The following is a 24,157-nucleotide window of genomic DNA, read 5'->3' as shown; positions in this document are numbered from 1 at the left end:
TACTTAACAGGACTTATACCCCACTGTAAATACTAAAACCTCCATCGACAGGAATGACCGTTCCCGTTACAAATTTAGAGGCATCGCTGACCAACCATTGTAAGGTACCGTTTAATTCCTCAGCTTCTCCAAAACGACCCATTGGAGTGTGGTCAATAATTTGTTGACCTCTTTGGGTCAGGCTGCCGTCTTCATTGGTCAATAATCTGCGATTTTGGTTACCGATAAAAAATCCGGGGGCAATGGCATTGACACGGATTCCTTCCCCGAATTTTGACGCCATTTCCAGTGCCATCCAACGGGTAAAATTATCAATAGCGGCTTTGGAAGCGGAATATCCTACTACCCGGGTTATGGCACGCATCGCAGCCATAGACGAAATATTGACAATCACGCCACTTTTCTGATCGGCCATGGCTTTCCCAAAAATGATGCTGGGCAGTACGGTTCCGTCCAGGTTCAGTTCGCTTACTTTTCGAAAGTCTGTAAATGACAAATCAAACAGGGTTTGATCGGGACCAATGGTAGCTCCGGGTAAGTTTCCTCCGGCAGCGTTTAAGAGGATATCCAATTTTCCCCACTTGTCCAAAACGGTTTGTCGGGCTTCTTGTAATTGCGCTTCATCCAATACACTGGCTTGTAAACCTATGGCTTCGGCTCCTTTTGCTTGTAATGCACTGACCTTTTCTTCTAATTGTTGTGAACTGCGTCCCAAAATAGCCACATTTACGCCCTCCGTAGCCAAATGTTCTGCCATCTTTCCTCCTAATACCCCATATCCTCCGGTGACAATGGCTACTTTTCCTTCCAGGTTAAATAATTTTTCGTTTTTCATTTTTTGACTAAATAATGTAAGATGGTAGTTGAAATTTTCTGCAATTTGGATATTACACAGAAGAGTTGCAAATGGATTCCCATCAAAAAGACTTTTTCCTCATAACCCGTTTTTTAAAACAAACCATAGCAGTTCCTTTAAGTTAAAAAGGGTTTTCCCTAAAGGGAAGACAAAAGACGATGAAGAAAACGTCCCTACAGTAATCGTTTCAACGAAAATGAAAGAGAACGATTTTCTATGGACTATGGGAACTATAAGTAGCTGTTGGTTTATTGAGAATGTCGATTTATATAAAATCTCATGTCCGCACAAGTTGAAAAGCTTTATTGAAATGCATTTTTGCTATGAAGTGGTTTACACGTATCGTTTTTGACCGAAAATGGAATTAAAACCGGCTCATCAAGGCACTTTTTAAAGAGAATAGCCAACGCTATTGTTGAAAAAAGGAACACAGAGGAGGCCTTTTTGAAACATTTTAAAAAAAAGGGGGGATTTGGAAATGACCGGGCCAGTAAGATTTTTTTTGATTAACAGTGGGAAAGTAAAAATCATGATACTCCTGATGGAGAAGGGTTGGAGTTTATGATGGATTTGGTAAATGAAGAAGAGGGCAGAGGAGGAGGACTCTGTTCGGTAGAAGAATTCCGATACGGTGGTTCAATGGCGACTTAACTTTTCCCAAACCAGATGATAAGATAAAAATAAGCATTTTCCCTACATGGGGAAAATGGTATTGAACCGTTGGAGTTGAAAAAACATCTTAAAACGAAGGCATAGTACCCGAAAAATGTCGCTGGTACTACGCCCTTACTCTTTCAAAGCCTAAATGAACCGCCATTATTCAGGTAAAATCCATGGCAGTTTACACATTGTCAACCTACTATTTACGTCTAATAGGGGAATAATTCCTGAAAACCCACTTCTTTATTTATGCCCCTTGTTATTTCAAAATAAAGGTTAAGCAGATACTTTATATCTGTTTAATGCAATAAAGGAAAAGGAAATAAGACGACAGATTCCGGGTCAATTGCTTGATTTTTGATCCAATGCTTTTTGGATAACAGGCAATATATTTTCCGTGTAACGGGAGTACCCTAAGTCCGTATAATGTATGGCATCCACAGTGGCTTCATGATCAGTCCCGATCAAATCTTCTCCGTTTACATAATACAATTGAGAGTACCCTTCCAGTTTTAACTTCGTAAAAGTTTCTCTCAGGTAGTTGTTTTTTAATTGATTAACCATAGCCGCTTCGTCTTTCACCCACTTTTGTTGACTCCCCGGCTCCCCCACTAAAATAATCGGTACATTGGGTTTTAGCTTTCGCAAATATTTGACGAATGGCAGGCTTCTTTCTTTTACCTGTTCGGGAGTTAAATTAGGCAAGCAATCTACGATATAACAACTTGCCTGAATTTCTGCCATTAATTCGGCCAGTTCCGTTTCCATCCGGCCATTGCCCGAAAAACCCAAGTTGATGGTTTCTGCCGGGAGTTGGCGGTTGATCCGGTTGGTGGAGATCAAGCCGGGACGAGAGGCACAGCAACCCTGCATGATAGAGGTTCCGTAAAAAACCAACGGTTGGTAAGCATATTCAGAAGAATCAAAGGGTTTTATTTCTGTTCCGTTTTCGATACCAATTTCTAAAAAAGCAATTCCGTCATAGCAAGGTAGAAATAATTTATATTCTCTCCATTGAGTGGGGATGTCCCCGATTAAAGTCGTTTCTACATCCTGGGAATAAGGTTTGGAAGCCCCGGCCCACTGCCAGGTTTCGCCCTCTTTGATATACAAATCCACTCCTTTGGTATTGACATCCGTTTGATGTGGCAGGTGGTTGTTAAAGCGAAGTTGGTACTTTACTTTTATAAGCGGACTGTTGGAGTAAAAATGCAAGTACATCCCGGCCGTGCTTTCCGAAAGGTTCCAGACTTTCGTCCTTACCTTTCCCTTGGCATGCTCAGGGAGCCTGTCATAAGGGTGTAATAAGGTTTTCCAACCTTGGCCCTTTACCCCTAATTCGATAGCATCTATCCATTGTACTTCCTGTACTTTTTGGGCAAACAGAGGGGAGTAACTAATCAAAAAAAGTAAAATAACAAAGTGGATACGTATCATTTTCAAAGAATCAATTGAGAATAGTAATTGTATAATTTTAAGAATGTAATTTTTGAAACGGGCCTTTCGAATGGACTTAATTTCCTATAAAGGTTCAATAAAAAAGTGATTTTACAAAAGAAAATTTTGTAAGTACCAAAAAAAAGAAAATATAACTCTTTGTTAATAATTGTTACATATGGATAGGTAAGAACCCGGGAATCTTTGGAATAGTATACTTTTGGGGGCTAATAAACTAACTGTTTAAAAACCAGTGGGATAAAAAATTGTATTTTCCCCTGATTATTGAATCCCAAAGATAATGAGAACATTTATACATCTTTTCACTAGTTTGCTCTATGTATGTATGTTTTGCATGCAAGTTAATGCAAACAATGTAGATTCCTTTACTAAACCGGAACTTGATTATCAAGGAACTGACAAAACAGCTACTATTCAAAGTACCGTTTTGAACCCTAACGATCCGGTGATTGAATACGATCCGGATAACCCACCAGTAAGGCCTGCATACGGACAGATAGGCAAATGGGTAAGAACGACCCGGATTACAAAGAATACGGATGTCTACAAGGCTTATATTTATAAAAATCTGCGCTTCCGTTTGAAATTTCCCAAAGGGATAGACATGCAAGCCAACGATGGAAAACAATATCCCATCATTGTCATGTTTCACGGTTTGGGAGAAGCGGGGGATTTATACGATAATGAAAAACAACTTACCCATGGATGGAGCAAACATAGGAATGCCGTAGAGGATGGTACTTTCAACGGGTTTGTGCTTTATCCACAGTCTTTTGGCGGTTGGTCGGACAGTGAGTTACAAGAAGTAAAAGAGCTAATAGGGCTTTTAACAGAACAGGCAAAAGTGGACCCTTTCCGGGTGAATATTCACGGTTTGTCCAACGGGGGAAAGGCCGTATGGCGCTTTTTGATAGCTAATTCAAAATTAGTGGCCAGTGCCTTGCCTATGAGTGCTACGACCGGGGATCGTTCGGCCGCAACCATTCATAAGATAAAGTTCACACCCATTTGGAATTCTCAAGGGGGAAAAGACACCAATCCCACTCCCTCTGCCAGTGCATCTTTATACGAATTGATTCAAAACTACGGAGGCAATATCAAGTATACTTTGTATGAAGATATAGGCCATTCGGTATGGAATAAACATTATAACGAAGCTGACTTTTTTCCTTTTATGAACCGGGCCAATAGCGTCAACCCTTGGCCACTGTATGAACAAAAAGAATTTTGTCCCGGTGAAAATATCACGCTGACTTTAGGCGTAAATGCGGGCTTTGAAGCATATCAATGGCGAAAAAACGGAATAGTGATACCCGGAGCAACTGCCAATACCTATCAAGTGGCCGAAGTCGGGATGTATGATGTACGGGTCATGCATAAGGGAGCTTGGTCTTATTGGTCACCGGCTCCTGTGGAAGTGAAATGGAAAGAAGCAACTCTGACGCCACCTATTCAGTTATCCGCTCAATACAGCCGGGTGATTCCTTCCCCTGACGGACGGAATCATACCCAATTGGAGTTGCCGGAAGGCCCTGACAATTTGGAAAGTTACGAGGCCTATACATGGAAGAAAGCAGGCTCCAACACAGTGATAGGCACCGGCCGTTTGTTACAAGTATCCGAACCGGGTGAGTACATTGCCTCTGTAAAGGAAAAGTTCGGATGCTCGAGTAATTATGCTCCAGCGTTTAAAGTGATTGATGCCCACGGAACCGGAGCGCCTGATCCTGCCATTGGCTTCAATGCCGTACCTGTTTCGAAAACGGAAATTGAACTGAATTGGAGTGACAATCCGAATGCAACCTATAACGAAACGGGTTTTGAAATTTATCGTAGCGAACGTTCCGGTGAAGCCTATACCTTTGTGGCATTGACTCAGGCGGATGTTTATTCGTTTATGGATACACAGTTGGAATCCGGTAAAAATTATTATTATATCATACGGGCTGTGAACGAGGAGGGAGCTTCTGCAAATTCGGAAGAAGCCACTGCCAGTACTATTGCTGATACTCAGGTGCCGACCACTCCCGGAAATTTAAGAGTGGTAAGAACCACGGATAACAGTGTGACCTTAGCTTGGGAGCCTTCTTCGGATGATGTAGGGATTTATAAATACGATATCTATAAAAACGGATTGAAAGCCGTAGTGACTGAAAATACATCCGTAGTCGTTTACAACCTGAAAAAAGGGGAAACATACAATTTTGTAGTAAAAGCCAGGGACTTTACGGAAAACATCTCTCCTGCCAGTAATCAGGTAACAGCCCTGGCAGGCTTGTCAGGACTGTTCTATTCGTATTATGAAGGAACTTGGTCTAAACTTCCGAATTTTGACAATTTGACCCCGGTAAAAACGGGGAAAATCGACAATTTTGATTTATCTCCTAAAAACCGAAACAACGAATATGCCTTTCGGTTTGAAGGTGTTATCCGTATTGAAACGGCCGGAGAATATACATTCTATACTTCTTCGGACGATGGCAGTAAATTATATATCGATGGCGCCCAGATCGTAAACAATGATGGCTTGCATGCTGCCAGTGAAAAATATGGCAAAGTCAATTTGTCAAAAGGTTTTTATGCGATTAAAGTCACTTTCTTTGAGAAAAGTGGCGATGATGAACTCACCGTGAAATGGAAAGGTCCGGGTATTTATAAACAGGTAATTCCGGATGAAGTCTTGGGGGATGGGTTTACTTTGCCTGACCCTCCGGCCTTGCCCTCTGACCTGGCAACTGAAGTGATATCTTATCAACAAATCAACCTAAGTTGGCAGGACAAGAGTCATGACGAAAGTGGCTTTCAGCTTTTTCGCGCTACGAACCCGGAAGGGCCATATTTGGCTATAGCTACTGTAGAAGCCAATGAAACGCAGTATCAAGATAGAGACTTAGCTCCCGAAACAACCTATTATTATAAAGCTCAAGCCATTGGAAGCAATGGGGAGTCCGGTATGACGGTAGCCATCAGTGCTACTACGGAGGAATTACCTCCGGCACCGTTGGCTCCGGAAAATCTGATTGGAACGGCCTTGTCATCTACTACGATCCGGTTAAACTGGGAGGATAAAAGCACGAACGAAAGCGGGTTTGAAATTTTCCGTTCTACCAATGATAACCTGAATTATCAGAAGATAACAACTACAGCGGCAAATGCCACTGCGTACCAAGACGAGGAGCTTTTTGCCAATGTTACTTATTTCTATAAAATAGTAGCCATTGGGGTAGGAGGGAACACTACTTCCAATGAGGATTCGGTGAAGACGCTTAATAACCTTCCGGTATTGGCTGAAATAGGAAACCGCACGGTGAAATACGGAACGGTTCAACAAATTGCGCTTTCGGCTAGCGACCAAGACGGGGAGCTTTTAACCTTTTCGGCACAAAATCTGCCCGGTTTTGCCAGTTTACAAGCTACGGGCGAAGGAACGGCCCTTTTGGAGCTTCAGCCACAAGCCTCGGATGAAGGTGTTTATACTTTCACGATCCAAGTGGAGGATGAAAACGAAGGGTTTGATTCGGAAGAAATCTCCCTGACAGTGAATGATAACAATGTACCGGTATTGGAGCCGGTACCGGATGTTGCTCTTGCGGAAGGAGACATACTACAATTGCAACTGGCTGCTACCGAAACGGATGTGCAAGATACCTTGAAATGGGAAGTCGGTAATTTACCCGGATTTATCTCATTGACCAAAATCGATCATCAAAATGCCGTATTGGGTATTCAGCCTGGCTATGTACATGCCGGCACATATCCACTGACAGTTAAAGTAACGGATAGCCGGGGAGGAGTGGATGTAAAATCTTTTACGGTGATTGTTACCGAAAAAGACCCGAATGTGAAAGTCATGGTCAATTTTTCCCATACGACTACTGCGCCTTCCCCCTGGAATAACCTAAATTCCGTAAGCTCTTCAAGCCTTTTAAATGATCAAGGAGAAACCACAGGCATTACATTGGATTTACAACCTACAGTTTGGAAGGCTCATTTGGAAGGGGATGTAACAGGCAATAATTCGGGAGTATATTCTGATGCAGTCATCAAAGATTATTATTATTTCGGTATTTTTGGTGCTCCGGAAAGGCCCAGTTTGAATGTGAGTGGCTTGGATGTACAAAGAACTTATTCCTTTACCTTCTTTGCGAGCAGTAAATGGACAGGAGTAGCAGATAATGGTACCACGGAATATACGATAAATGGGGCAAAGGTAGCTCTCTATACACAAAATAACCGGCAAAATACGGTCACGATTCATAACATTAGTCCGGATGCTAACGGGCAAGTGCAGATTACCTTGTCAAAAGCCGAGGATGGCACGGCTGTAGGATATTTGAATGCCTTAGTGATTGAGTCTGCCTTTGACGATGGGAGTAGCCCGGCCGCTCCTGCAGCATTTGCCGTGGAGTATGCAAACAATCAGGTGGAAATGCAATGGAAAGATGTGCCGTTTAATGAGACGGGTTTCGAAATTTTCCGCTCTCAAACGGAAAACGGGCCATATACGCAAATAGGAACAGCTTCAGCCAATGCCACTTCTTTTGCCGATAAAAATGTCAATGGAAATAACACGTATTTCTATAAAGTAAGGGCATTTAATGCCAACGGGCTTTCTGCCTTTTCGGAAGTTGCTTCAGTGGGTATTCCGGCAAATCCTCCGGTCATTACCCCTTTGGAAAATATTGTCGTAGAAGCCAATTCCTCGTTGACCGTACCGGTAAGCATCAGTTCCGTACCTCAAGGAGATGTTTCTTTAAATGTATATAGCTTGCCTTCTTTTGCCCGGTTTACGGATTTTAACAATGGTACGGGGGAAATTACTTTGATGCCCGGATCAGAAGATATTGGTTGGTACTATGGTTTGGAGTTGACCGCAACAGATGACTATGGTTCCCGCTCGGAGTGGTTTGATATTGAAGTGAAAAAGGAAAAACTGTATGCAGTAAATCTGAACTTTACTAAAAATGCACTGGCAGGTACCGGTTGGAACAATACGGCAAAAGCCCCTCAACAAAATGATTTGTTTGCTAACCTGACAGACGAAACCGGTAATACCACCAATGTCAATGTGAAATTCCTCACTGCCTGGGGAGGGGATTATAACCAGGGGGCAACCACAGGAGATAATTCCGGGATGGTGCCGGACAATGTATTGAAAGAATACTATTGGTTTGGCTTAAACAATACCCCACAATCCGTTCAATTTGAAATAAGCGGCTTAGAAATCGATAAATTGTATGCTTTCAAATTTGTGGCAAGTAGTGTGTTCCGCGGCAATGGTATTTCGGATAACGGAGAAACAAAATATACCATTGGTGAGAAATCCGCAACCGTACAGGTAGATGGAAATACCCAAGCATATGCACTGCTCAGTGATATAGAGCCGGATGTGAATGGAAAAGTACTTGTAACGGTGAGTAAAGGCTCCGGTGCACAGGCCGGTTATGTAAACGGAATGGTGATTGAAGCGTTTGACAATCCCAATGCCTCCCCGGGTCCGGCTGCCACCAAAGTAACCGCGTATGGTACATCCCGCTCTACCATGCAAGTTGATTGGGTAGAAGTGCCCCAAGCCACAAGTTACTATTTGTACAAAGCTACCGAAGCTGACGGGCCGTATCATTTGGACTATGTAGGTAGCCAAACAAGCTATACGGATACGGGTTTGAGTATGGGTACGCATTATTTCTATAAAGTAGAAACCGTTTATGGCACGGAAACCTCCATGTCAGAAGTAAGCGTAGGGACGACCCTGTTGAACTCCGTGATGATCAATATGAACGATGATAACCAATACAATGCCCCGGCCCCTTGGAACAATTTGGGGATTTTGCCCGGAAATGGCGATGCCTTTAACGGCTTGGTAGATCAAGATGACTATGCTACAGGCTTGGAGCTGGAATTCGAACAGGCGTTGACAGGAGCAAATGACTGGGGAATGAGTACCGGCAACAATTCCGGAGTGTACCCCGACAAGGTATTAAAGAGTTTTTTCTTTATGGAAACCGATGAAGTGGCTAAAATTGTGGTTCGGGGCTTGGATCAGTCCATGCGTTATAATTTTGTATTTTTCAATTCCATTGAAATGAATTTCACGGTCACTACGGATTTTGCTATAGGGAATAAGACTGTCGTTGCAGATGCCACCAACAATACTACGGGTACGGAAGCTATCAGAGGTGTAAAACCGAATGAGAACAACGAAGTGATCATCACCATTACCAGTCCGCAAAACTGGTCGATTTTCAATGCGATGATTGTGGAAGCTTATCCGTATCATCAGGATGGTTCGGAAGTGACAAGTATCCCTAATGCCCGTATGGCATTTGCCAGTCCGTCTTCTTTGTCATCTAATTATGCCTCAAAAGTAAAAATAGGGGATGAAGTGGAAAAAGTATTGGGCAACCGGGAAATTAAGGCGGGGCCAAATCCATTTGATACCTATCTCAACCTGACGGTAGATGTAGAAGAAGCAACTAAGGAGGTCTATATCCTGATGATGGATGCCAGTGGAAGTATTGTATACAGGAGCAGGGTGACTTTACAAACGGGCGAGAAGGAAGTGACCTTGGATTTTTCAGGAAAGTCCTTAAGAAAAGGTCTGTACCTCTTGAAAATTTCCGATGGAAACTCAATTGATAAAGTGATTAAATTATTAAAAAGGTAATTTAAAATACAGTCACCGGATGGCAATCGAAAAATCATCCGGTGACTCCTTTATTTCATGGAAGGAGAAACGACTACATAGACAAATAATCCAATACCAACATGCACTATATCAGAAGCTTAGACGGACTTAGGGCAGTAGCCATCCTTTTGGTGATCTTTTTTCATTTCTTTTTTGTCCTGGAAGTAGGCTGGATAGGCGTACAATTATTCTTCGTCCTTTCCGGCTTTTTGATCACGTCTATTCTGATGAAAAGCAAGTCCTATACATTTGGACCTTATGTCAAAAGGTTTTATTGGCGGAGGTCCGTACGGATTTTTCCTTTGTATTACTTGTATTTGTTGGGAGTCGCCCTTCTTTTTCTATTGATTCGGCAACCGGATACCTTTCCGCAAAAAGCCCCCTATTTATTCACCTATACCTTTAATCTCGCACCTCTTTTTATTGGCTATGACTTTGATGCCTTTTTTACCCATTTCTGGTCTTTGGCGGTGGAAGAGCAATTCTATATGGTATGGCCTTTTGTCATTTTCTTTCTAAGTCAAAAACAGTTAAAATGGGTGTTACCAGGCATCATGATTGTATCTCCCTTAGCCCGGTATTTCTTCTGTCATTGGATAGAAGCGCAGGGCATTTACCCGGAAGAAGTGATAGGAGAGATCGTCTATCGCTTTACATTAAGCCATCTGGATGCCTTTGCATTCGGGGCCTTAATTCCGGTGTGGGGCCTTCACAAAAAGATTCAAAAACCCGGGAAAGGTTTTCTATGGGCTTTGGGTCTGGTACTTTTGGCAGGGCTGAGTAATTATTATTTTCTAAAACAAGACGGTGTACAATTAGGCATTTCCTCCTTGGGTTTTCCAATCGGCGGAACGGCCAACTATCAGCATGTTTGGTCGTATACTCTCTTGAACTTCTTTTCCATGATGTTCATTTTACTCTTAATCAATCCCTCTGGCTGGGGTGGGAAAGTAGCGAAAGTATTGGAAAATAGCTTTTTAGTAATGATTGGCAAAATTTCCTACGGAATGTATTTGTACCATTGGGTGATTTTTGTCTTTCACAAAAAACTGCTGCATGCCTACATGCCCAATATGTTTCTGTCTTTTCTCGCCTATTTTTTGATAGTACTGTTGGTATCCCTGATGAGTTACCATGCATTTGAAAAAAGGCTACTTCAGTTAAAAGATTATACATTTGCCAAAAAGAAGAAACCGGAAAAAGTTCTGGAAGGATAGGAGGGAGGACTTTTCAATGTTGTTTCATGTTCATAAATAACCAATACGCTTCATGCTGATCCGATATTTATTATTTGCCATCATTGCCACAGTGGTCAACCTATTGTCGCAAAAAGCCTGTTTTGAATTGTATCATGGGCCTTTTCAAATATATTTGGCCATGATGATAGGAACCGGGTCAGGGTTGGTCATCAAATATATCTTAGATAAGAAATTCATCTTCACCGAGCATACGGTAGACAATCTGCAACAAGAAGCCAGTACCTTTACCTTTTACACTTTGATGGGAGGATTAACCACCTTAGTTTTTTGGGGAATAGAGCTCGCATTTGATTATTTTTTACACTACGACTGGGCCAAATACCTGGGTGGGGTCATAGGTTTAGGTATCGGCTATACCATCAAGTTTTTCCTCGACCGTAAGTTTGTCTTCCGGTAAGCGCTTTTCCTTATTAAATAATAAGGATTGGAAGATATATTTTATACTCCTGAAAAGAGGATAAACGACAAAATTCAGAAGCCTGGAATGAGAAGGTGGGTACTGATTTATTGAAAAAAGCTATACGCAAGGTGGTAAAAGATATTAAAGAAGAGCATTTGGATAAAACTAAAGCAACTTCGGAGAATTAAGACCTAAAATGAAAATAATTAATGAAAATAGCACTGTCATAGGGTTACTACTATTTGCCTCGGTAAGTTGTTTATACGGATATTATATAAAAATTCCTCTTGAAAAAAATGAGTTAAAAACAATAATAAGAACTCTCCGGGAAAAGCCATTTCTTGGAGAAACCGGTGGTGATATGCCGAGCCAGTTTATTAGGGTTAGGGTTCAAGAAGATGATAAGAATTATGATCTTATAGACTGTTCATTTGATGCATGCAAGGCCGCGGAAGTTTTAAAATTGAATCCGGGAAAACAGATAAATATTAGCATAAAACATAGTGATGTTCATCGAAGAACCGTTGATGTTTTTGCCTTGTCCACAAATCACAATTTCTTATTAAAATTAGAAGATTATAATAAATGTAATGCTAATAGATGGAGAATGTTTGTTCCATTTATTATTATAACAGCATTGATATTATTGTATCGAATACTCAGGCCTTGGATTAAGGGGCTTAGGTAAAATAGATGTAGATAAACAAATGATTGAAGAGTTTGGTGAATTTATTTATAGCTTACGCCATAGCCATTATCAATCTGGGTTAGTTCCTATCACCCCAATAAAAAAGAAGGAAAAACAAAGTGATAGTAATTAAATTAATCAACTTTGACAAAAACAGATAAATCAATAAAATTATGTATAAGTAAAAAATATAAAGAGTTAATATTTACCGACTATGAGGTATACTTAATAGGCGTTCGAACGGGGTTGACTATTGAAAGGTTAAAAAAACATTTGATTGAGTTAGCTAAGAAAAATACAGTCATACAATTTTAAAGACTACTTGTTCGATCATTTATAAAAGCTATATGAATATAAGTAAATACTATCCATTACTATTGAAAGTAGTTTGTTGGATTCTTTTTGCGAATTACTTTTTCGGGATTTTTACTACTATATATGTTGATTATTTATCCTTTCCGGAGTTAATAGGTGAATATTACTTACCTGTAGATTTCTTTTCAGAAGTAATGCTGTCAATATATTTAATACTTACTTTTATACTGTTTTTTTCTACTGGTATAATAGGGGTACTTTTATCAAAAAAATGGGGGTGGTATCTAATGAATGTTTTATATGTAGGAAATTTGTTATACTACCTTTATCATGGTTTGCTTTATAAACTACAAGAGGTTTATATTACCAATTGGGTGACCTATATAATTGAATTAGCTATTTCCGCTACCATTATATTGCTCTTAAACAGCAAAGAAGTAAGAAGTACATTTAATCTCAAAGCTCCATTTGGGCTTAAGTTTTTAGGGAAATCTTAATAACTAAGGTTACTGAGGGGGCATAACTCAAATTGAACAACCGGAGTATGGCAGTGGGTGTTCAAACGCCCCATCCAGCCCTGCTTAGCATACTAATTTTGGTTAGTCCTCATGGGTGCTTCCTGTCGTATCTTAACCATATGGGACATATCCAGTACAGGGAAGAGGATAAATACCCTTTGTCTCCTATTAAAATGTCTAATACATTGTAGTGAAGCTCTTTTCCCGAAGTGTAGAGAGACGGAATGCAGTGGAATGGACTTTACAGAATTTTCAATGAAAGCTTGTAGGTATTTAGGGAATTCCCTAAATTCGCAGCTATGGAATTGTTGGCAATCATTAAGTCTTTATCAAACGAAACACGTTTAAATATTCTTAAATGGTTAAAAGACCCCTTTGCACATTTTCCTGAAGAGGAACTGAGCGAAGACACGCCAGCATTAGGTGTATGTGTATCCGATATTGCCGAAAAGGCCGGCATGTCCGTGCCTACCGTTTCTGATTATTTAAAAACTATGTCGGCCGCGAATATTTTGATTGCCACAAGAAAGGGACAATGGACATATTATAAAAGAAATGAAAAATCTATCCAAGAGTTAGCAATATATATAAAAGAGAAACTGTAGATATTTTTTTAATTTATCATTTAGGTATTTACCTAATTTACTAAATATATTAATCATGAAAGCAGTAATGTTAAAAGAGTTCGGCTCTGTTGAAAATTTCGAAATGGTAGACATACCAATGCCGCAACCTAAGTTCAGGGAAGTTTTAGTCAAGGTCTTTGCCACTTCTGTGAATCCTTTGGACTACCAAGTGCGCCGGGGGGATTATAAAAATGAATTGGACTTGCCTGTCATCACGGGCCATGATGTCTCTGGTGAGATCGTAGAACTTGGCCCGGGAGTAGAAAACTTCAAAGTCGGTGATGAAGTGTACTACACCCCTGAGATTTTTAAGGGGCAAGGAAGTTATGCGCAATATCACTGTGCCCACGAGTCTATCATTGGCCTGAAGCCAAAAAGTCTTAGCCATCTGGAAGCCGCAACGCTTCCCTTAGCAGCAGGCACCGCTTGGGAGATGCTAGTTACCAGGGCACAACTCAAAATCAACCAGACTATTTTGATTCACGGGGGTGCCGGAGGTGTAGGCATACCAACCATTCAAATTGCCAAGGCTATGGGAGGAATTGTGTTTACTACAGCAAGAAAAGTGCATCATGACTTTCTTATGGAATTAGGTGCCGATTATGTGATTGACTACGAAAATGAAAATTACATCAATGCTATTCGGCAAATGACAGGCAATAAAGGAGTGGATGTAATAATTGACACCATAGGAGGCACTACCCTTGCTGATAGCGGGAAAATACTCAGTCAGATGGGGCAGGTAGTTACATTGGTTGATATTGAGAAACCTCAGAACCTTATTGAGGCCTGGGGGAAAAATGCCACCTACCATTTTGTCTTTAATCGACAGAATAGAAAAAAATTGGATGAACTGACCCAATTGGTAGAAAGCAAAAAGCTAAAACCGATTTTAAACAAGGTCTTTTCATTGTCAGAGATCGGTAAAGCTCATAGTTTATTGGAAACCAAAGCTGGGAATGAAGATTTCTATGGCAAAGTCGGAATAGAGATTGAAAAAGAAATATAAAAAGCTCCTTAACACGGTTGAATCCATCGTTTAAAACGGACTCAATCCCTGGTTTTGGTTTGGAAATGAAACGTCCCTTCCCAATACATCGGAAAGGCTTAACGTAATGGAAAGGTGAAATTTGGGATGAGGCCCAAGACTTTTACAAATAAGCCGGTGGCTGACTACCGTTAAGCTAGCCCGGAAACTTATTGAGTGCATGCCTAACACCAGCCTGTAAATATTACGGCTACACTCCTAAAAGTGGCGGCAGTCGCAGCAGCGGCTGCCGCCAATGATCTACTGTTGGCAAGAAAGTGGAAATATTCTGCAACAAGTATTCTTGAAAAAATTAAGAAAAATACTAGATTAGAGGTAGAATATAGTGCGGATAAACGTCAGTAATGGTGTTTATTCGGTTGTTAGCATTACTGATTTATTGATGTCGAAATATAGTTTTATAGTAATCATCTGCCTAGTTCTAACTTCTTGTTCGAACCCGTGGAAAGAACCAACAACATGGAAGAGCAAATTGAAGAGCTTGATATTCACCGGAAGAATGAATTAATCAGCAAGACCCTTTATGATAAGTTGAAAGAATATTTTGAATCAGGAGGATCATTGGACACTGATGATTGGTTGTTTTACGTAGAGCATAAATTTGAAGATGAATCACTTTTAGATATCCCTCAACTTCAACAAGAGCGGAATTCCCAATTCGACTTTAACGAATCCCGGATATTTAAAATTTTAAAGGAAAATGGCTTTTTTGAGAATCAAGAATATGCTCCTTCTCAAGAGTCTAGAAAAATCTTAAACAAACGTTTTGTTGAAGAGACAGTAAGTATTGCCTCCCTGGACAACTCAAAAATGATGCATTTCGATTTAGAAGGCGATGTGATGAAAGAGAATAACTCTTATACAGTCTTCCTTGAAGAAATGGAAGTATTCACAAAGGGTATCTTTTCTCCAACTAACATCATTGAAAAGTGGAAATCATCTGAAGGCCCAATTGAAGTACAATTTGTTTGTGGTGAAGATGAATATAATTTCAAACCATCATACTATGATGATTGGTACGACCTTGGCCAACCATTAACTCAAATAAACGGCATGGCATCTATACAATAACCGCTGAATACACAACAGGATAAGACGTTTTTGAGTGAAGCTCAACATAAATCTCTGAAAACAGAACTTGGTTGGCAACTCGAACTATTGAACTAAAAAGAAAATGCTAAAATAAAAGTAGCTGTAAGAAATAAGCTAACGGAATGTGAATGTAGAAAACCCATGGCATTCACCCAAAATTACCCTGGTTCTGTAAACTCAAATCGCATATTGAAAATATTATTAATTGCTGGCAACGTTCCGGGCTATGTGTAGTTTATGAAGTGGTTTAAACTTATAGTTTTTGACCGAAGATGGAATCAAAATCGGCTCATCAAGGCACTTTTTGAAGAGAATAGCCAAAGCTATTGTTGAAAAAAGTAACACAGAGGAGGCGTTTTTGAAACATTTTTCAGGAAAAAGAAAAAGGTTAATTCACTTCTATTTCATTAAATATGAAAAGCGGAATATTTAATAAATTATTGGGTTTCTCAAATTACGGCTAACGGTCGCACAGGTAGCCGGTAGTGGTTTTAAAGCTTGTAAGGATAAACTAGGCTAAGATCGAAAATGCTTGAAAGCATAATAGCATTTACTATAAGTTACAGGCAACGTTGTGTCTGGTTTTTCAGGTTTACATGGTTTTTTATTTTACTTAAGTCTATATCCTGATTTTTTGGAATTGGTATAAAAATATGAGCCGTTCTTTTTATTACCGAACCAAAACCACCTCCATCAGGGCTCGCTGGGGAGTAAAATGCCTTTTTTACAACAAACTTCAAACAACTGGTGTTGTATAAATTAAGTTTTTCAATATCCACTAAACGAAGATTGTTATTACTATTTAGGTAATGATTATACGGGTAATACGCCTCATTTATAGTTAGTCCATTCTTGTAAATTTTTACTTCATATTTGTTTTGAAATAATTGATTTTTTAGTTGATGAATGAACTTACCCAGCGTAAAGGGAATCATAGGTATTGTTAAAATCAGAATTAGTAATAATAGAACAATGGAAACCATAGGTTCTACTTCTTTGTAAAGAAAAAACAAAAAAGACCCGATAGGTACCCATATTAATAAGATTTTTAGAAAATATAAAAGCCCTTTTTTCTGAAATTCTTTGGTTTTGAAACTCTGCCAGTATCGCGTTTCATAATTCCAATGAAAAATGGGTTCGGTTTCGTATAATCTGGCCCTACTTTTATTTACTCTAAATCTTAAATTAAAATAAATAAAAAACATAGCACTTAAAGAGCTGATAACCATGGCTAAATGAAGTTCTATTCCATATTTTTTGCGAATCTTGTCAAAATCATTACTCGGTAAATATTCTATCCCAAAGGACACAAAAAACATCATTAACAATGCCACAAATAGCAATGTTAGAAATACTTGAAGTAAAGGGTGTAATTCTTTATTTTTCATAATTCGGCACTCTTATTCACTATTTTTTATCGTTGGCTATATGGAGTTTTAGCTGTTTTTATTATGTCGTATAGTTTCTCTTCTAAAATCAAAAGAACGGATTATTAAAGAAGTCTATACTATTCCAAATACTTCCTGTGCCACTCATAAGTAGTTTTTTAGTTTTCCCCTAAACTTAGTTATTTCTATAAAAAATCCAATAAAGTGAACTTTCATCTCTTATATGACCACACCTTTACTGATTGTGTAGGCGGGCGTTGAATTGCTGGCCGGTGGTGTCCAAAGTGATGAAAGGAGAAAACTGTACTGAATGCCGCTTCGATACTTTGAGCAATGTAGTGATCTACTTCCCTCGCGGCAAACAAGTGACTGACCGGAAGTATTCGGATGAAGCCTACCGTTGTGGCTTTAACGGGAAGGAAAACGACAAAGACTTCGGCAATCAGCACCTGATCCAGGATTACGGTTTCCGCTTGTACAACCCGGAGATTGGGAAGTTTTTGTCCGTGGATCCGTTGACTAGTTCTTATCCTTGGTATACGCCGATTGCAGCAGTTGATTTGGACGGACTGGAAGACCAATATTATTTATCATCCAAGTGCATTCCCTGCACATGAAAATGCAATGAGGTTGGGGGTAGATATTGCTGATGGTTATATGGCCGGCAAACAATTGTTTACTTGGGGGTAAAGGGTGTTAAGGCATTAAAAACCTTAAAGGTTGAGGTTCCAAGAGATGAGATTTTTTCTGGGTTTAGGCTAAAAGTTGGTATTGCAAATTCCAGTTATGAGAATGTAAGTGTTGCCGCTAAGTCGGTGACAGGTGATGCAACAAGGATTAATCTTGCAAATGGCCAAACTAGATTTACACCTTTAAGACCTTCAACAGGACAACCTGTATCGGAAGGATGGAACCATGTTGTCAATGGTCATTTTAATAGAGCCTTAGGTAATAATAGATCTGTATTTAGTATTTCTCAAACAGAGTTAAGGGGAATACTACAAAGTGAGTCTGTGATAAATTCTCCGTTATCAGCAGTTGAAGGGGGGGCAGTTCGTTAGGACTGTAAATGTAGGTAAAACCATAGGTAATGCCAGCTTAAAACAAGGGGGCGGAACCACATCATGGTTGAAAGTGCTTACAGATTCCAAAGGAAATTTAATAACAACGTACCCAGTAGCTGCGCCATGAGTCATATTGTTTTAGAAAAATGGAATGAATTACAATTAAAAATAGAACAGCAAAGAGATGAATTAAATAGAGAATCTTTGTTAATCATTTTATTCGATTGGATTCGAGGAATAAAAAAGATTAAAGATTCTAAGGTTCAAAATTTATATCATGAATATTTGGCATATTTTGAAGAAGTCAGTGACCTGGATGGCATCTTAAATATAAAACCTTGGTACTCTTTGCAAGAACTGATTGAGTATGATATACTAAAATCGACAGAACTATCATTTGAAAGGCCTATTGTTAAAGTTCGTGATGTTCTTTGGGAACTTTTAGTTTTTAAATCCGATAAGGAGTGTCCTTGTTGCGGAGATGATAATCTTCGAGCAATGACCTATAAAGGGCAGAAAGAATTATTTTTTTGCTGTGATATATGTGGATGTATTGTTGATGAAGATGGAGGCAGAAAAGAAGTCGATGATAAACTTTATCCAGCCCCATTCGAATTAGTAGAATTAAAAAAAATAGGGGTCAGTTCTATTGATAATTAAAAATATAGCTATCATTCGTGGTGTCTTTTTTTACATCAAGTTGATTTTAGCGGCCTTGATGAAATTATCAATGGTCATTAACAGACTGTCTCTTTCCTTTTCTGGTAGGTTATAAATTATATAAATGCCAAAATTTGGGTAATTTACTAAAGATAAGAATGGATTTTTTGCCAATTTGTCAAGATTATAGTGGTAGAGGAAATACCAGATAGCCAGCCAATGGTTTTCCCAAGTTTTGGAAAAAGCCAGGTTTTTCCGCACTAACCTTGCGCAGCGTTGCCGCAGGGTATTGTTCAGGCGTTCGATCTTGGTGGTTTGTTTTTTTCCTTCGGACTTGATGTTGACCTGGGGCAAAGATGGCTTCATAAGCCGCCAAACCATCGGTGAACACCAAGGCCTTTTCGCGTAACGCTTCCGGAAGACTCAGCCATAAGCCCCATGCCCCAGCCTCATCCCGACTGCCCAAATGGAAATCCACCACCAAGCCTGTCCGCCTATCTACAGCCAACCACAGCCATTCCGGACAATCTTTCGCCCCTACAAAGCTCCACATCTCATCTGCTTCCAGACAATAAAGGCTTACTGCCGGCAGCAGATCTTTCACTTTTTGCCAACAGCACCGGGCCTTCTGCTTCACCCAGTGGAGACTGACTTTCAGAATGCGGGCAAGTTTTCATGTAGTTAGATTTTGTTCAATCACCATACTACAAAATTCTTCTCCATTGCCAAATTTTTAATAATACCATCCTTATTTCGAGTGCACTACTGTCGAGTGTACTACCGAATTCCGGTCAAAAATTTAAAATAAAAATATTGCCATTTGAGGAAATCTATGACCCTACTTTAGTATGGGAAGTTGAAAATTTGAAAGAGGTTGTTGTGCCAAAAAAAGAAGTAACAGTTAAGGTTTTAAATGTTTTAGTTAATGGTGAGGTCAGAGATTTTGAGTATAAGGTGAATTTTTTCAGGTACTCAGATGAAGTTTAATGAGTTTTGATGGAAACTGTGTCACTTATCCCGTTGTTCGGAATTACAAATTCCGAAGTTCTATCGTAGGATTTGAAATCCGATATTTACGTTTGGCTCGGTCCGTTCCTAGTTCACAGTTGTTCCTGGCTGGCAGTTGGCTCAACCCGTAAGAATACAGCTCGGGCAACCGGGTATACAAGGGAGTGAAAGTAGGCACAATCACCAAGATGACCCACTATGTACGGGGTGCTTCGGATGAAATATCGGGCAATGTGCTGGCGATTTATAAAGACCAGCAGGTAAGCGAGCAACCTGTGTACGGCAGCAGCCGGGTAGGGCTGTTCAGACGCTCTATCCAACCGGAAGGACAAGCAGAAGAGAGCCAACCCCAGGCCGGAGAGCTGGCTTTGGGCCATCGGCAGTACGAACTGAGCAACCACCTTGGGGCAGACGCCTAGTCAAATGTCTTGGCGACTATCACCGACCGGGTGAAATACAAGGACAACCGCCGGGCCTCCGAAGTGTTAAGTGCCTCGGACTATTTCCAACTAGCCGTCCGCCCTTTGGCAAACAAATGGCCGGTCGGAACTACTCGGATGAGAGCTACCGTTACGGCTTTAACGGGAAGGAAAACGACAAAGACTTCGGCAACCAGCACCTGATCCAGGATTACGGCTTCCGCTTGTACAACCCGGAGGTTGGGAAGTTTTTGTCGGTGGATCCGTTGGCCCCGGATTATCCATGGTATACACCTTATCAGTTTGCGGGGAATACGCCAATACAAACGATTGATTTGGATGGAGCGGAGGAGTATTATTATTCCGATGAAATGTTCATGCGTAAATATGGGATAATGGCAGATCAAATGTGGAATGGTGCAGTAGATGGTCTAAGCAATATCGTAATAATACCCATTCTTTTTAACCAAGAATTACGCTATCAATTAATCAGTATAGTAGCAGAGCGAGAAGGGTATGATATATCGGATATACCATATAATGTCGTAAATGAAACCTTTACGGTTGTGAAGGAAAACAGGGAGTTTAAGCTAAAAACGAAACAAACTGCTTTTCAAGGGAGTGTACAACTGCTTTCCGATGTACTAGCAAGTTACAGCCGTATTAAAACCAGGTAATACAACAGGTTTTCTTGCAAAAGCCCCTACTGCATCTGCATTGTCCAAAATAATTAAAGGTTTAAAGATAAATTCTAGAAGGAAAGAAATAGAAAAGCTTGTTGATCCTGATGGAGGTAATCTTGACAAATTTGAAGCTGATGGGCTAGCTATTTTTGAACAATCGATAGGAGGGAAAGTCTCTGAATCCCTAGAAAAGGGTGTGGATGCATATATTTTTGGAAATAAAAGGGTATCTCATTTTGGAACAGGAGGAAGGGCTCTTGATGAAAAAAGCTTTAATAAATGGATGGAAGGTGCCTTCAAAAAGCATTTTAGAGATAAGTCAATTGACTATTATCTAATTGATATAAGGAAGATGACACAAAAGCAAAAAGAAACTGTTCAAAATGCAGTTAATAACATGGGTGAAGAGGTTGCAAAAAAGACTTATATAATTAAATAACTCATATAATTAAAAAAATATGGCACACTCTTATATTTCAACAAAAAAAGGCGGATACGAAAGAACAGTATGTGTAACAGATTCTATTCTTCATGTTTTTATTTACTTTTTCATTGTTTCTTCAAATGATTGCCCTAGCCGAGGAGTGTTAAAGCCAACTATTAATAGTTATTTAGAGGAATTATCTGGGAATAATATTTCTTTTATGGATTTGTACCTAGAAGAATTTATTGATGAAAAATCAATTAGAAAAAGTTACCTAGAAGTTTTGGGTTTAATGAAGAGGAGAATAGAGAGTTATGGGGAATCAATACAAAACGAGATTTTAAATAACTTAAGTGAAATGAAAAAAGTCTTTAATAAACCGGTTCCAACGAAAAAAATCTTTGATTTAATTAACGATGTAAGTTGGTTGTTACATAAGGAAAGTGTTCATCCCTCAGATAGTTTTAAATGGTTTGAAGACAAGCTATAAATCCCACTCGCTTGGCACAATTGGATTACGGGCTAGCCGTGTGGGGGCATTTGCAAACCTCACTAACGCTCGTTTGCCACGCGTGAAACATATACTTACATCATGGGATCAGCGTCACGCAGAAGAAGCGTAGGCCAAAGCCGTTCGGCATAAGAAATCCCATCGCCCAAAACTAACGGACGGTTGGGTTTTGGGTTTTTAAGGATGGGGTTATTGTTAGGAGGTGTAAGCCTGTTTGATCTTGCTGTCCTGAATGTATGCGTTCATGATGGAGAGTATGGTTTCCTTTTCGACCAGCTTCTGTAACTCACTGAGGCCTCGGACAGCCGGTAGCCAACCCCAAGCCGGAGAACTGGCCTTGGGCCACCGCCAGTACGAGCTAAGCAACCACCTTGGGGCAGACGCCTAGTCAAATGTTTTAGCCACGATCACCGACCGGGTGAAATACAAGGACAACAGCCGGGCCTCCGAAGTGTTAAGCGCTTCCGACTATTTCGACAAGCTGTCCGCGACTGGCCGTCCGCCCTTCGGCAAACAAATGGCCGGTCGGAACTACTCGGATGAGAGCTACCGTTACGGGTTTAACGGGAAGGAAAACGACAAGGACTTCGGCAACCAGCACCTGATCCAGGATTACGGTTTCCGCTTGTACAACCCGGAGATTGGGAAGTTTTTGTCGGTGGATCCGTTGGCCCCGGATTATCCATGGAATAGTACTTATGCCTTTGCTGAAAATCGCGTAATTGATGGAATAGACCTGGAGGGAGCTGAAAGGAAATCTACCATAGGCAAATTCAGTGTAGATTTTGGCTATACACATGGAAGTGACCATGTTCCCTATACTCAACATACAGAGAACATAGAGTATGCATTAAAAGTAGCTCCTGAACTTGAACAACAAGAGGCCTATAGGATAGCATATGAGCGATGGAGGAATAGCCCTGCTTATAAAATTTATATGAAGAAACGGGGTTATCATGAATACGATGGGCAGTGGTATCCAAACGGGAGTATAGTACCTGTTAATATTGAATACGAAGCCATAGAATTGGCCGCATCGTTCGGGCTTGGCAAGGCCGTTCGAAAAGGCGTCCAGTGGGGTTTAACAAGGACAGGGAATGAAATGCTGGAATACGCAGTGAGAAAAGGAGTACCCGAAAAACTTCAAAAAAGACTTGCTTTATCCATTGTTGACCCTGAGGATGGAAATTCTCCTTCATTTGGTAAGTGGCCATGGAAGAAGACAACAGCATCTGTAGCTGATCTAACTGTTGGTGGAGGTAATTGCAAGATGTGTGCAGATAAAATACAAAAGGTATTGGGTGGAGATATAATTAAAATAAAAGATAAGTATGGAGCCCCAGGTATTGGGCCCGTTTATACAAAAAAGGTGAACTTATTTCAAGCGAATTTGTAGAACATTATGCTGTCAGAAAAGGTGATATGATTTATGATCGAATTACAGGTCCAACAAGTATGAAAGTTAGTGAATATCAGAAGTTATTCGACTATGGAGAATATTTAGACTTCAAAAATGTAGTAAAATGATATATCTTAAATTTAAAGTACTTATTCTAAATCTTAGAAATAGAAGAGGAATATACCTTTTTGATAATACCTATAAAGGGTTGACATCTTTTTTGATGGGTTACCAACTAGGAATAGAAAACAGTTCAGAAATACAACTATCTGACGAATTTCAAAATTGGTTGAGAGGAAAGTTTAATAGTCATTTTAGTATTCATTGGTCAAGTTTTATATTTCAGGAACTGGCAGAAAAAAATGAACAAAAAGCATCAGTTTTATTACTTGATTTATTAGATGAGTTTTTGGAATGTAAAATATAAAAACACTTGTCACTCATCCTATTTTGTCTTAAAGTGTTGTGTATATGCTTTAGATGACGCTAATCATGACGTTTTTTAGATTCTTAAGCATCTGGTCGACTACTTTAAAGTATCTGAAAGGCATAACCCAAATCGAGCAACCCGTGTACGGCCGCAGCCGGGTAGGGCTATTTAGACGCTCTATCCAACCGGAAGGACAAGCAGAAGAGAGCCAACCCCAGGCCGGAGAGCTGGGTCAGTACGAGTTAAGCAACCACCTTGGGGCAGACGCCTAGTCCAATGTTTTAGCCAGTATCACCGACCGGGTGAAATACAAGGACAACCGCCGGGCCTCCGAAGTGTTAAGTGCTTCAGATTACTTCGACAAGCTGTCCGAGACTAGCCGTCCGCCCTTCGGCAAGCAAATGGCCGGGCGGAACTACTCGGATGAGAGCTATCGTTACGGCTTTAACGGGAAGGAAAACGACAAGGACTTCGGCAACCAGCACCTGATCCAGGATTACGGCTTCCGCCTGTACAACCCAGAGATTGGGAAGTTTTTGTCGGTGGATCCGCTGTTTAAGTCT

The 24,157-nt window shown here is 40.2% G+C and carries 26 protein-coding genes; 21 read left to right on the top strand and 5 right to left on the bottom strand.

All coding sequences use genetic code 11. The annotated features are described in order from the left end of the window. Positions 1–13: 13 nt before the first annotated feature. Entirely contained in the window at positions 14–835 is an 822-nt protein-coding gene (locus AAG747_RS21110; protein WP_346823215.1) for an SDR family oxidoreductase, read from the bottom strand. Between the two features lie 1,023 nt (positions 836–1,858). Beyond that, complete coding sequence (locus AAG747_RS21105) at positions 1,859–2,953, bottom strand: SGNH/GDSL hydrolase family protein (protein WP_346823214.1); 1,095 nt, start codon at positions 2,951–2,953, stop codon at positions 1,859–1,861. A 355-nt stretch (positions 2,954–3,308) separates the two neighbouring features. On the opposite strand from AAG747_RS21105, the gene AAG747_RS21100 reads away from it, so the two are divergent. The 8 genes from AAG747_RS21100 (at position 3,309) to AAG747_RS21065 (ending at position 15,587) form a co-directional block, all read left to right on the top strand. Then, a complete protein-coding gene (locus tag AAG747_RS21100) occupies positions 3,309–9,641 on the top strand; it encodes a fibronectin type III domain-containing protein (RefSeq protein ID WP_346823213.1) in 6,333 nt (2,110 codons plus the stop codon). A gap of 101 nt (positions 9,642–9,742) precedes the next feature. After that, positions 9,743–10,879 carry an acyltransferase family protein gene (locus tag AAG747_RS21095; protein WP_346823212.1) on the top strand — a complete coding sequence of 379 codons (1,137 nt, stop codon included), beginning with the start codon at positions 9,743–9,745 and terminating at the stop codon, positions 10,877–10,879. Positions 10,880–10,931: 52 nt separating this feature from the next. Then, positions 10,932–11,318, top strand: coding sequence for a GtrA family protein (locus AAG747_RS21090; RefSeq protein ID WP_346823211.1), 387 nt, complete (start codon positions 10,932–10,934; stop codon positions 11,316–11,318). 199 nt (positions 11,319–11,517) lie between these two features. Then, positions 11,518–12,009, top strand: coding sequence for a hypothetical protein (locus AAG747_RS21085; RefSeq protein WP_346823210.1), 492 nt, complete (start codon positions 11,518–11,520; stop codon positions 12,007–12,009). A 1,132-nt stretch (positions 12,010–13,141) separates the two neighbouring features. Further along, positions 13,142–13,447, top strand: a complete 306-nt coding sequence (locus AAG747_RS21080) for an ArsR/SmtB family transcription factor (RefSeq protein ID WP_346823209.1) — start codon at positions 13,142–13,144, stop codon at positions 13,445–13,447. Between the two features lie 55 nt (positions 13,448–13,502). Continuing rightward, on the top strand, positions 13,503–14,477 hold the full coding sequence (locus AAG747_RS21075) for a zinc-dependent alcohol dehydrogenase family protein (RefSeq protein WP_346823208.1): 975 nt from the start codon (positions 13,503–13,505) through the stop codon (positions 14,475–14,477). Positions 14,478–14,720: 243 nt separating this feature from the next. Continuing rightward, positions 14,721–14,861 carry a hypothetical protein gene (locus tag AAG747_RS21070; RefSeq protein ID WP_346823207.1) on the top strand — a complete coding sequence of 47 codons (141 nt, stop codon included), beginning with the start codon at positions 14,721–14,723 and terminating at the stop codon, positions 14,859–14,861. 114 nt (positions 14,862–14,975) lie between these two features. Next, positions 14,976–15,587 (top strand): hypothetical protein, encoded by a 612-nt coding sequence (locus AAG747_RS21065; RefSeq protein ID WP_346823206.1) that lies wholly within the window; start codon positions 14,976–14,978, stop codon positions 15,585–15,587. A 581-nt stretch (positions 15,588–16,168) separates the two neighbouring features. Here the strand turns inward: AAG747_RS21065 and AAG747_RS21060 are convergent. After that, a complete protein-coding gene (locus AAG747_RS21060; protein WP_346823205.1) occupies positions 16,169–16,996 on the bottom strand; it encodes a hypothetical protein in 828 nt (275 codons plus the stop codon). Between the two features lie 287 nt (positions 16,997–17,283). On the opposite strand from AAG747_RS21060, the gene AAG747_RS21055 reads away from it, so the two are divergent. The 3 genes from AAG747_RS21055 (at position 17,284) to AAG747_RS21045 (ending at position 18,720) form a co-directional block, all read left to right on the top strand. Continuing rightward, a complete protein-coding gene (locus AAG747_RS21055) occupies positions 17,284–17,613 on the top strand; it encodes an RHS repeat-associated core domain-containing protein (RefSeq protein ID WP_346823204.1) in 330 nt (109 codons plus the stop codon). 63 nt (positions 17,614–17,676) lie between these two features. Further along, complete coding sequence (locus AAG747_RS21050) at positions 17,677–18,057, top strand: hypothetical protein (RefSeq protein WP_346823203.1); 381 nt, start codon at positions 17,677–17,679, stop codon at positions 18,055–18,057. 126 nt (positions 18,058–18,183) lie between these two features. Beyond that, entirely contained in the window at positions 18,184–18,720 is a 537-nt protein-coding gene (locus tag AAG747_RS21045; protein ID WP_346823202.1) for a hypothetical protein, read from the top strand. A 30-nt stretch (positions 18,721–18,750) separates the two neighbouring features. Here the strand turns inward: AAG747_RS21045 and AAG747_RS29240 are convergent, their stop codons facing one another. Together AAG747_RS29240 and AAG747_RS21040 are read right to left on the bottom strand one after the other, a co-directional pair. After that, positions 18,751–19,005: a hypothetical protein gene (locus AAG747_RS29240; RefSeq protein WP_430300668.1), complete on the bottom strand. Its 255-nt coding sequence runs from the start codon at positions 19,003–19,005 to the stop codon at positions 18,751–18,753. Further along, a complete protein-coding gene (locus AAG747_RS21040) occupies positions 18,905–19,324 on the bottom strand; it encodes an IS1 family transposase (RefSeq protein ID WP_346823201.1) in 420 nt (139 codons plus the stop codon). The genes AAG747_RS29240 and AAG747_RS21040 overlap by 101 nt, the downstream gene beginning before the upstream one ends. A gap of 209 nt (positions 19,325–19,533) precedes the next feature. Here AAG747_RS21040 and AAG747_RS21035 point away from each other — a divergent pair, with 209 nt between their 5' ends. The 10 genes from AAG747_RS21035 to AAG747_RS20990 form a co-directional block, all read left to right on the top strand. Further along, positions 19,534–19,707: a hypothetical protein gene (locus tag AAG747_RS21035; protein ID WP_346823200.1), complete on the top strand. Its 174-nt coding sequence runs from the start codon at positions 19,534–19,536 to the stop codon at positions 19,705–19,707. Between the two features lie 185 nt (positions 19,708–19,892). Further along, on the top strand, positions 19,893–20,147 hold the full coding sequence (locus AAG747_RS21030; RefSeq protein WP_346823199.1) for a hypothetical protein: 255 nt from the start codon (positions 19,893–19,895) through the stop codon (positions 20,145–20,147). A 35-nt stretch (positions 20,148–20,182) separates the two neighbouring features. Continuing rightward, on the top strand, positions 20,183–20,824 hold the full coding sequence (locus tag AAG747_RS21025; RefSeq protein ID WP_346823345.1) for an RHS repeat domain-containing protein: 642 nt from the start codon (positions 20,183–20,185) through the stop codon (positions 20,822–20,824). Positions 20,825–20,864: 40 nt separating this feature from the next. Beyond that, positions 20,865–21,269 carry a hypothetical protein gene (locus tag AAG747_RS21020; protein WP_346823198.1) on the top strand — a complete coding sequence of 135 codons (405 nt, stop codon included), beginning with the start codon at positions 20,865–20,867 and terminating at the stop codon, positions 21,267–21,269. A gap of 19 nt (positions 21,270–21,288) precedes the next feature. After that, on the top strand, positions 21,289–21,744 hold the full coding sequence (locus tag AAG747_RS21015) for a hypothetical protein (RefSeq protein ID WP_346823197.1): 456 nt from the start codon (positions 21,289–21,291) through the stop codon (positions 21,742–21,744). A 265-nt stretch (positions 21,745–22,009) separates the two neighbouring features. Then, entirely contained in the window at positions 22,010–22,153 is a 144-nt protein-coding gene (locus tag AAG747_RS21010; protein WP_346823196.1) for a hypothetical protein, read from the top strand. A gap of 30 nt (positions 22,154–22,183) precedes the next feature. Further along, the gene (locus tag AAG747_RS21005) at positions 22,184–23,161 is read left to right on the top strand and encodes an RHS repeat domain-containing protein (RefSeq protein ID WP_346823195.1); all 978 of its coding nucleotides are present in this window, start codon (positions 22,184–22,186) and stop codon (positions 23,159–23,161) included. Between the two features lie 127 nt (positions 23,162–23,288). Beyond that, positions 23,289–23,591 (top strand): hypothetical protein, encoded by a 303-nt coding sequence (locus AAG747_RS21000; protein WP_346823194.1) that lies wholly within the window; start codon positions 23,289–23,291, stop codon positions 23,589–23,591. 65 nt (positions 23,592–23,656) lie between these two features. Beyond that, the gene (locus AAG747_RS20995) at positions 23,657–23,866 is read left to right on the top strand and encodes a hypothetical protein (protein ID WP_346823193.1); all 210 of its coding nucleotides are present in this window, start codon (positions 23,657–23,659) and stop codon (positions 23,864–23,866) included. A 30-nt stretch (positions 23,867–23,896) separates the two neighbouring features. Further along, positions 23,897–24,157 (top strand): RHS repeat-associated core domain-containing protein (locus tag AAG747_RS20990; RefSeq protein ID WP_346823192.1); only part of this gene is annotated, 261 nt, incomplete at its 3' end.

Origin of the sequence: Rapidithrix thailandica (assembly GCF_039710355.1) — a bacterium.
In the GTDB taxonomy this organism is placed as follows: Bacteria; Bacteroidota; Bacteroidia; order Cytophagales; family Flammeovirgaceae; genus Rapidithrix; species Rapidithrix thailandica.
The sequence above is the reverse complement of the archived record's forward strand: the minus strand, read 5'-3'. Positions and strand labels throughout refer to the sequence as shown.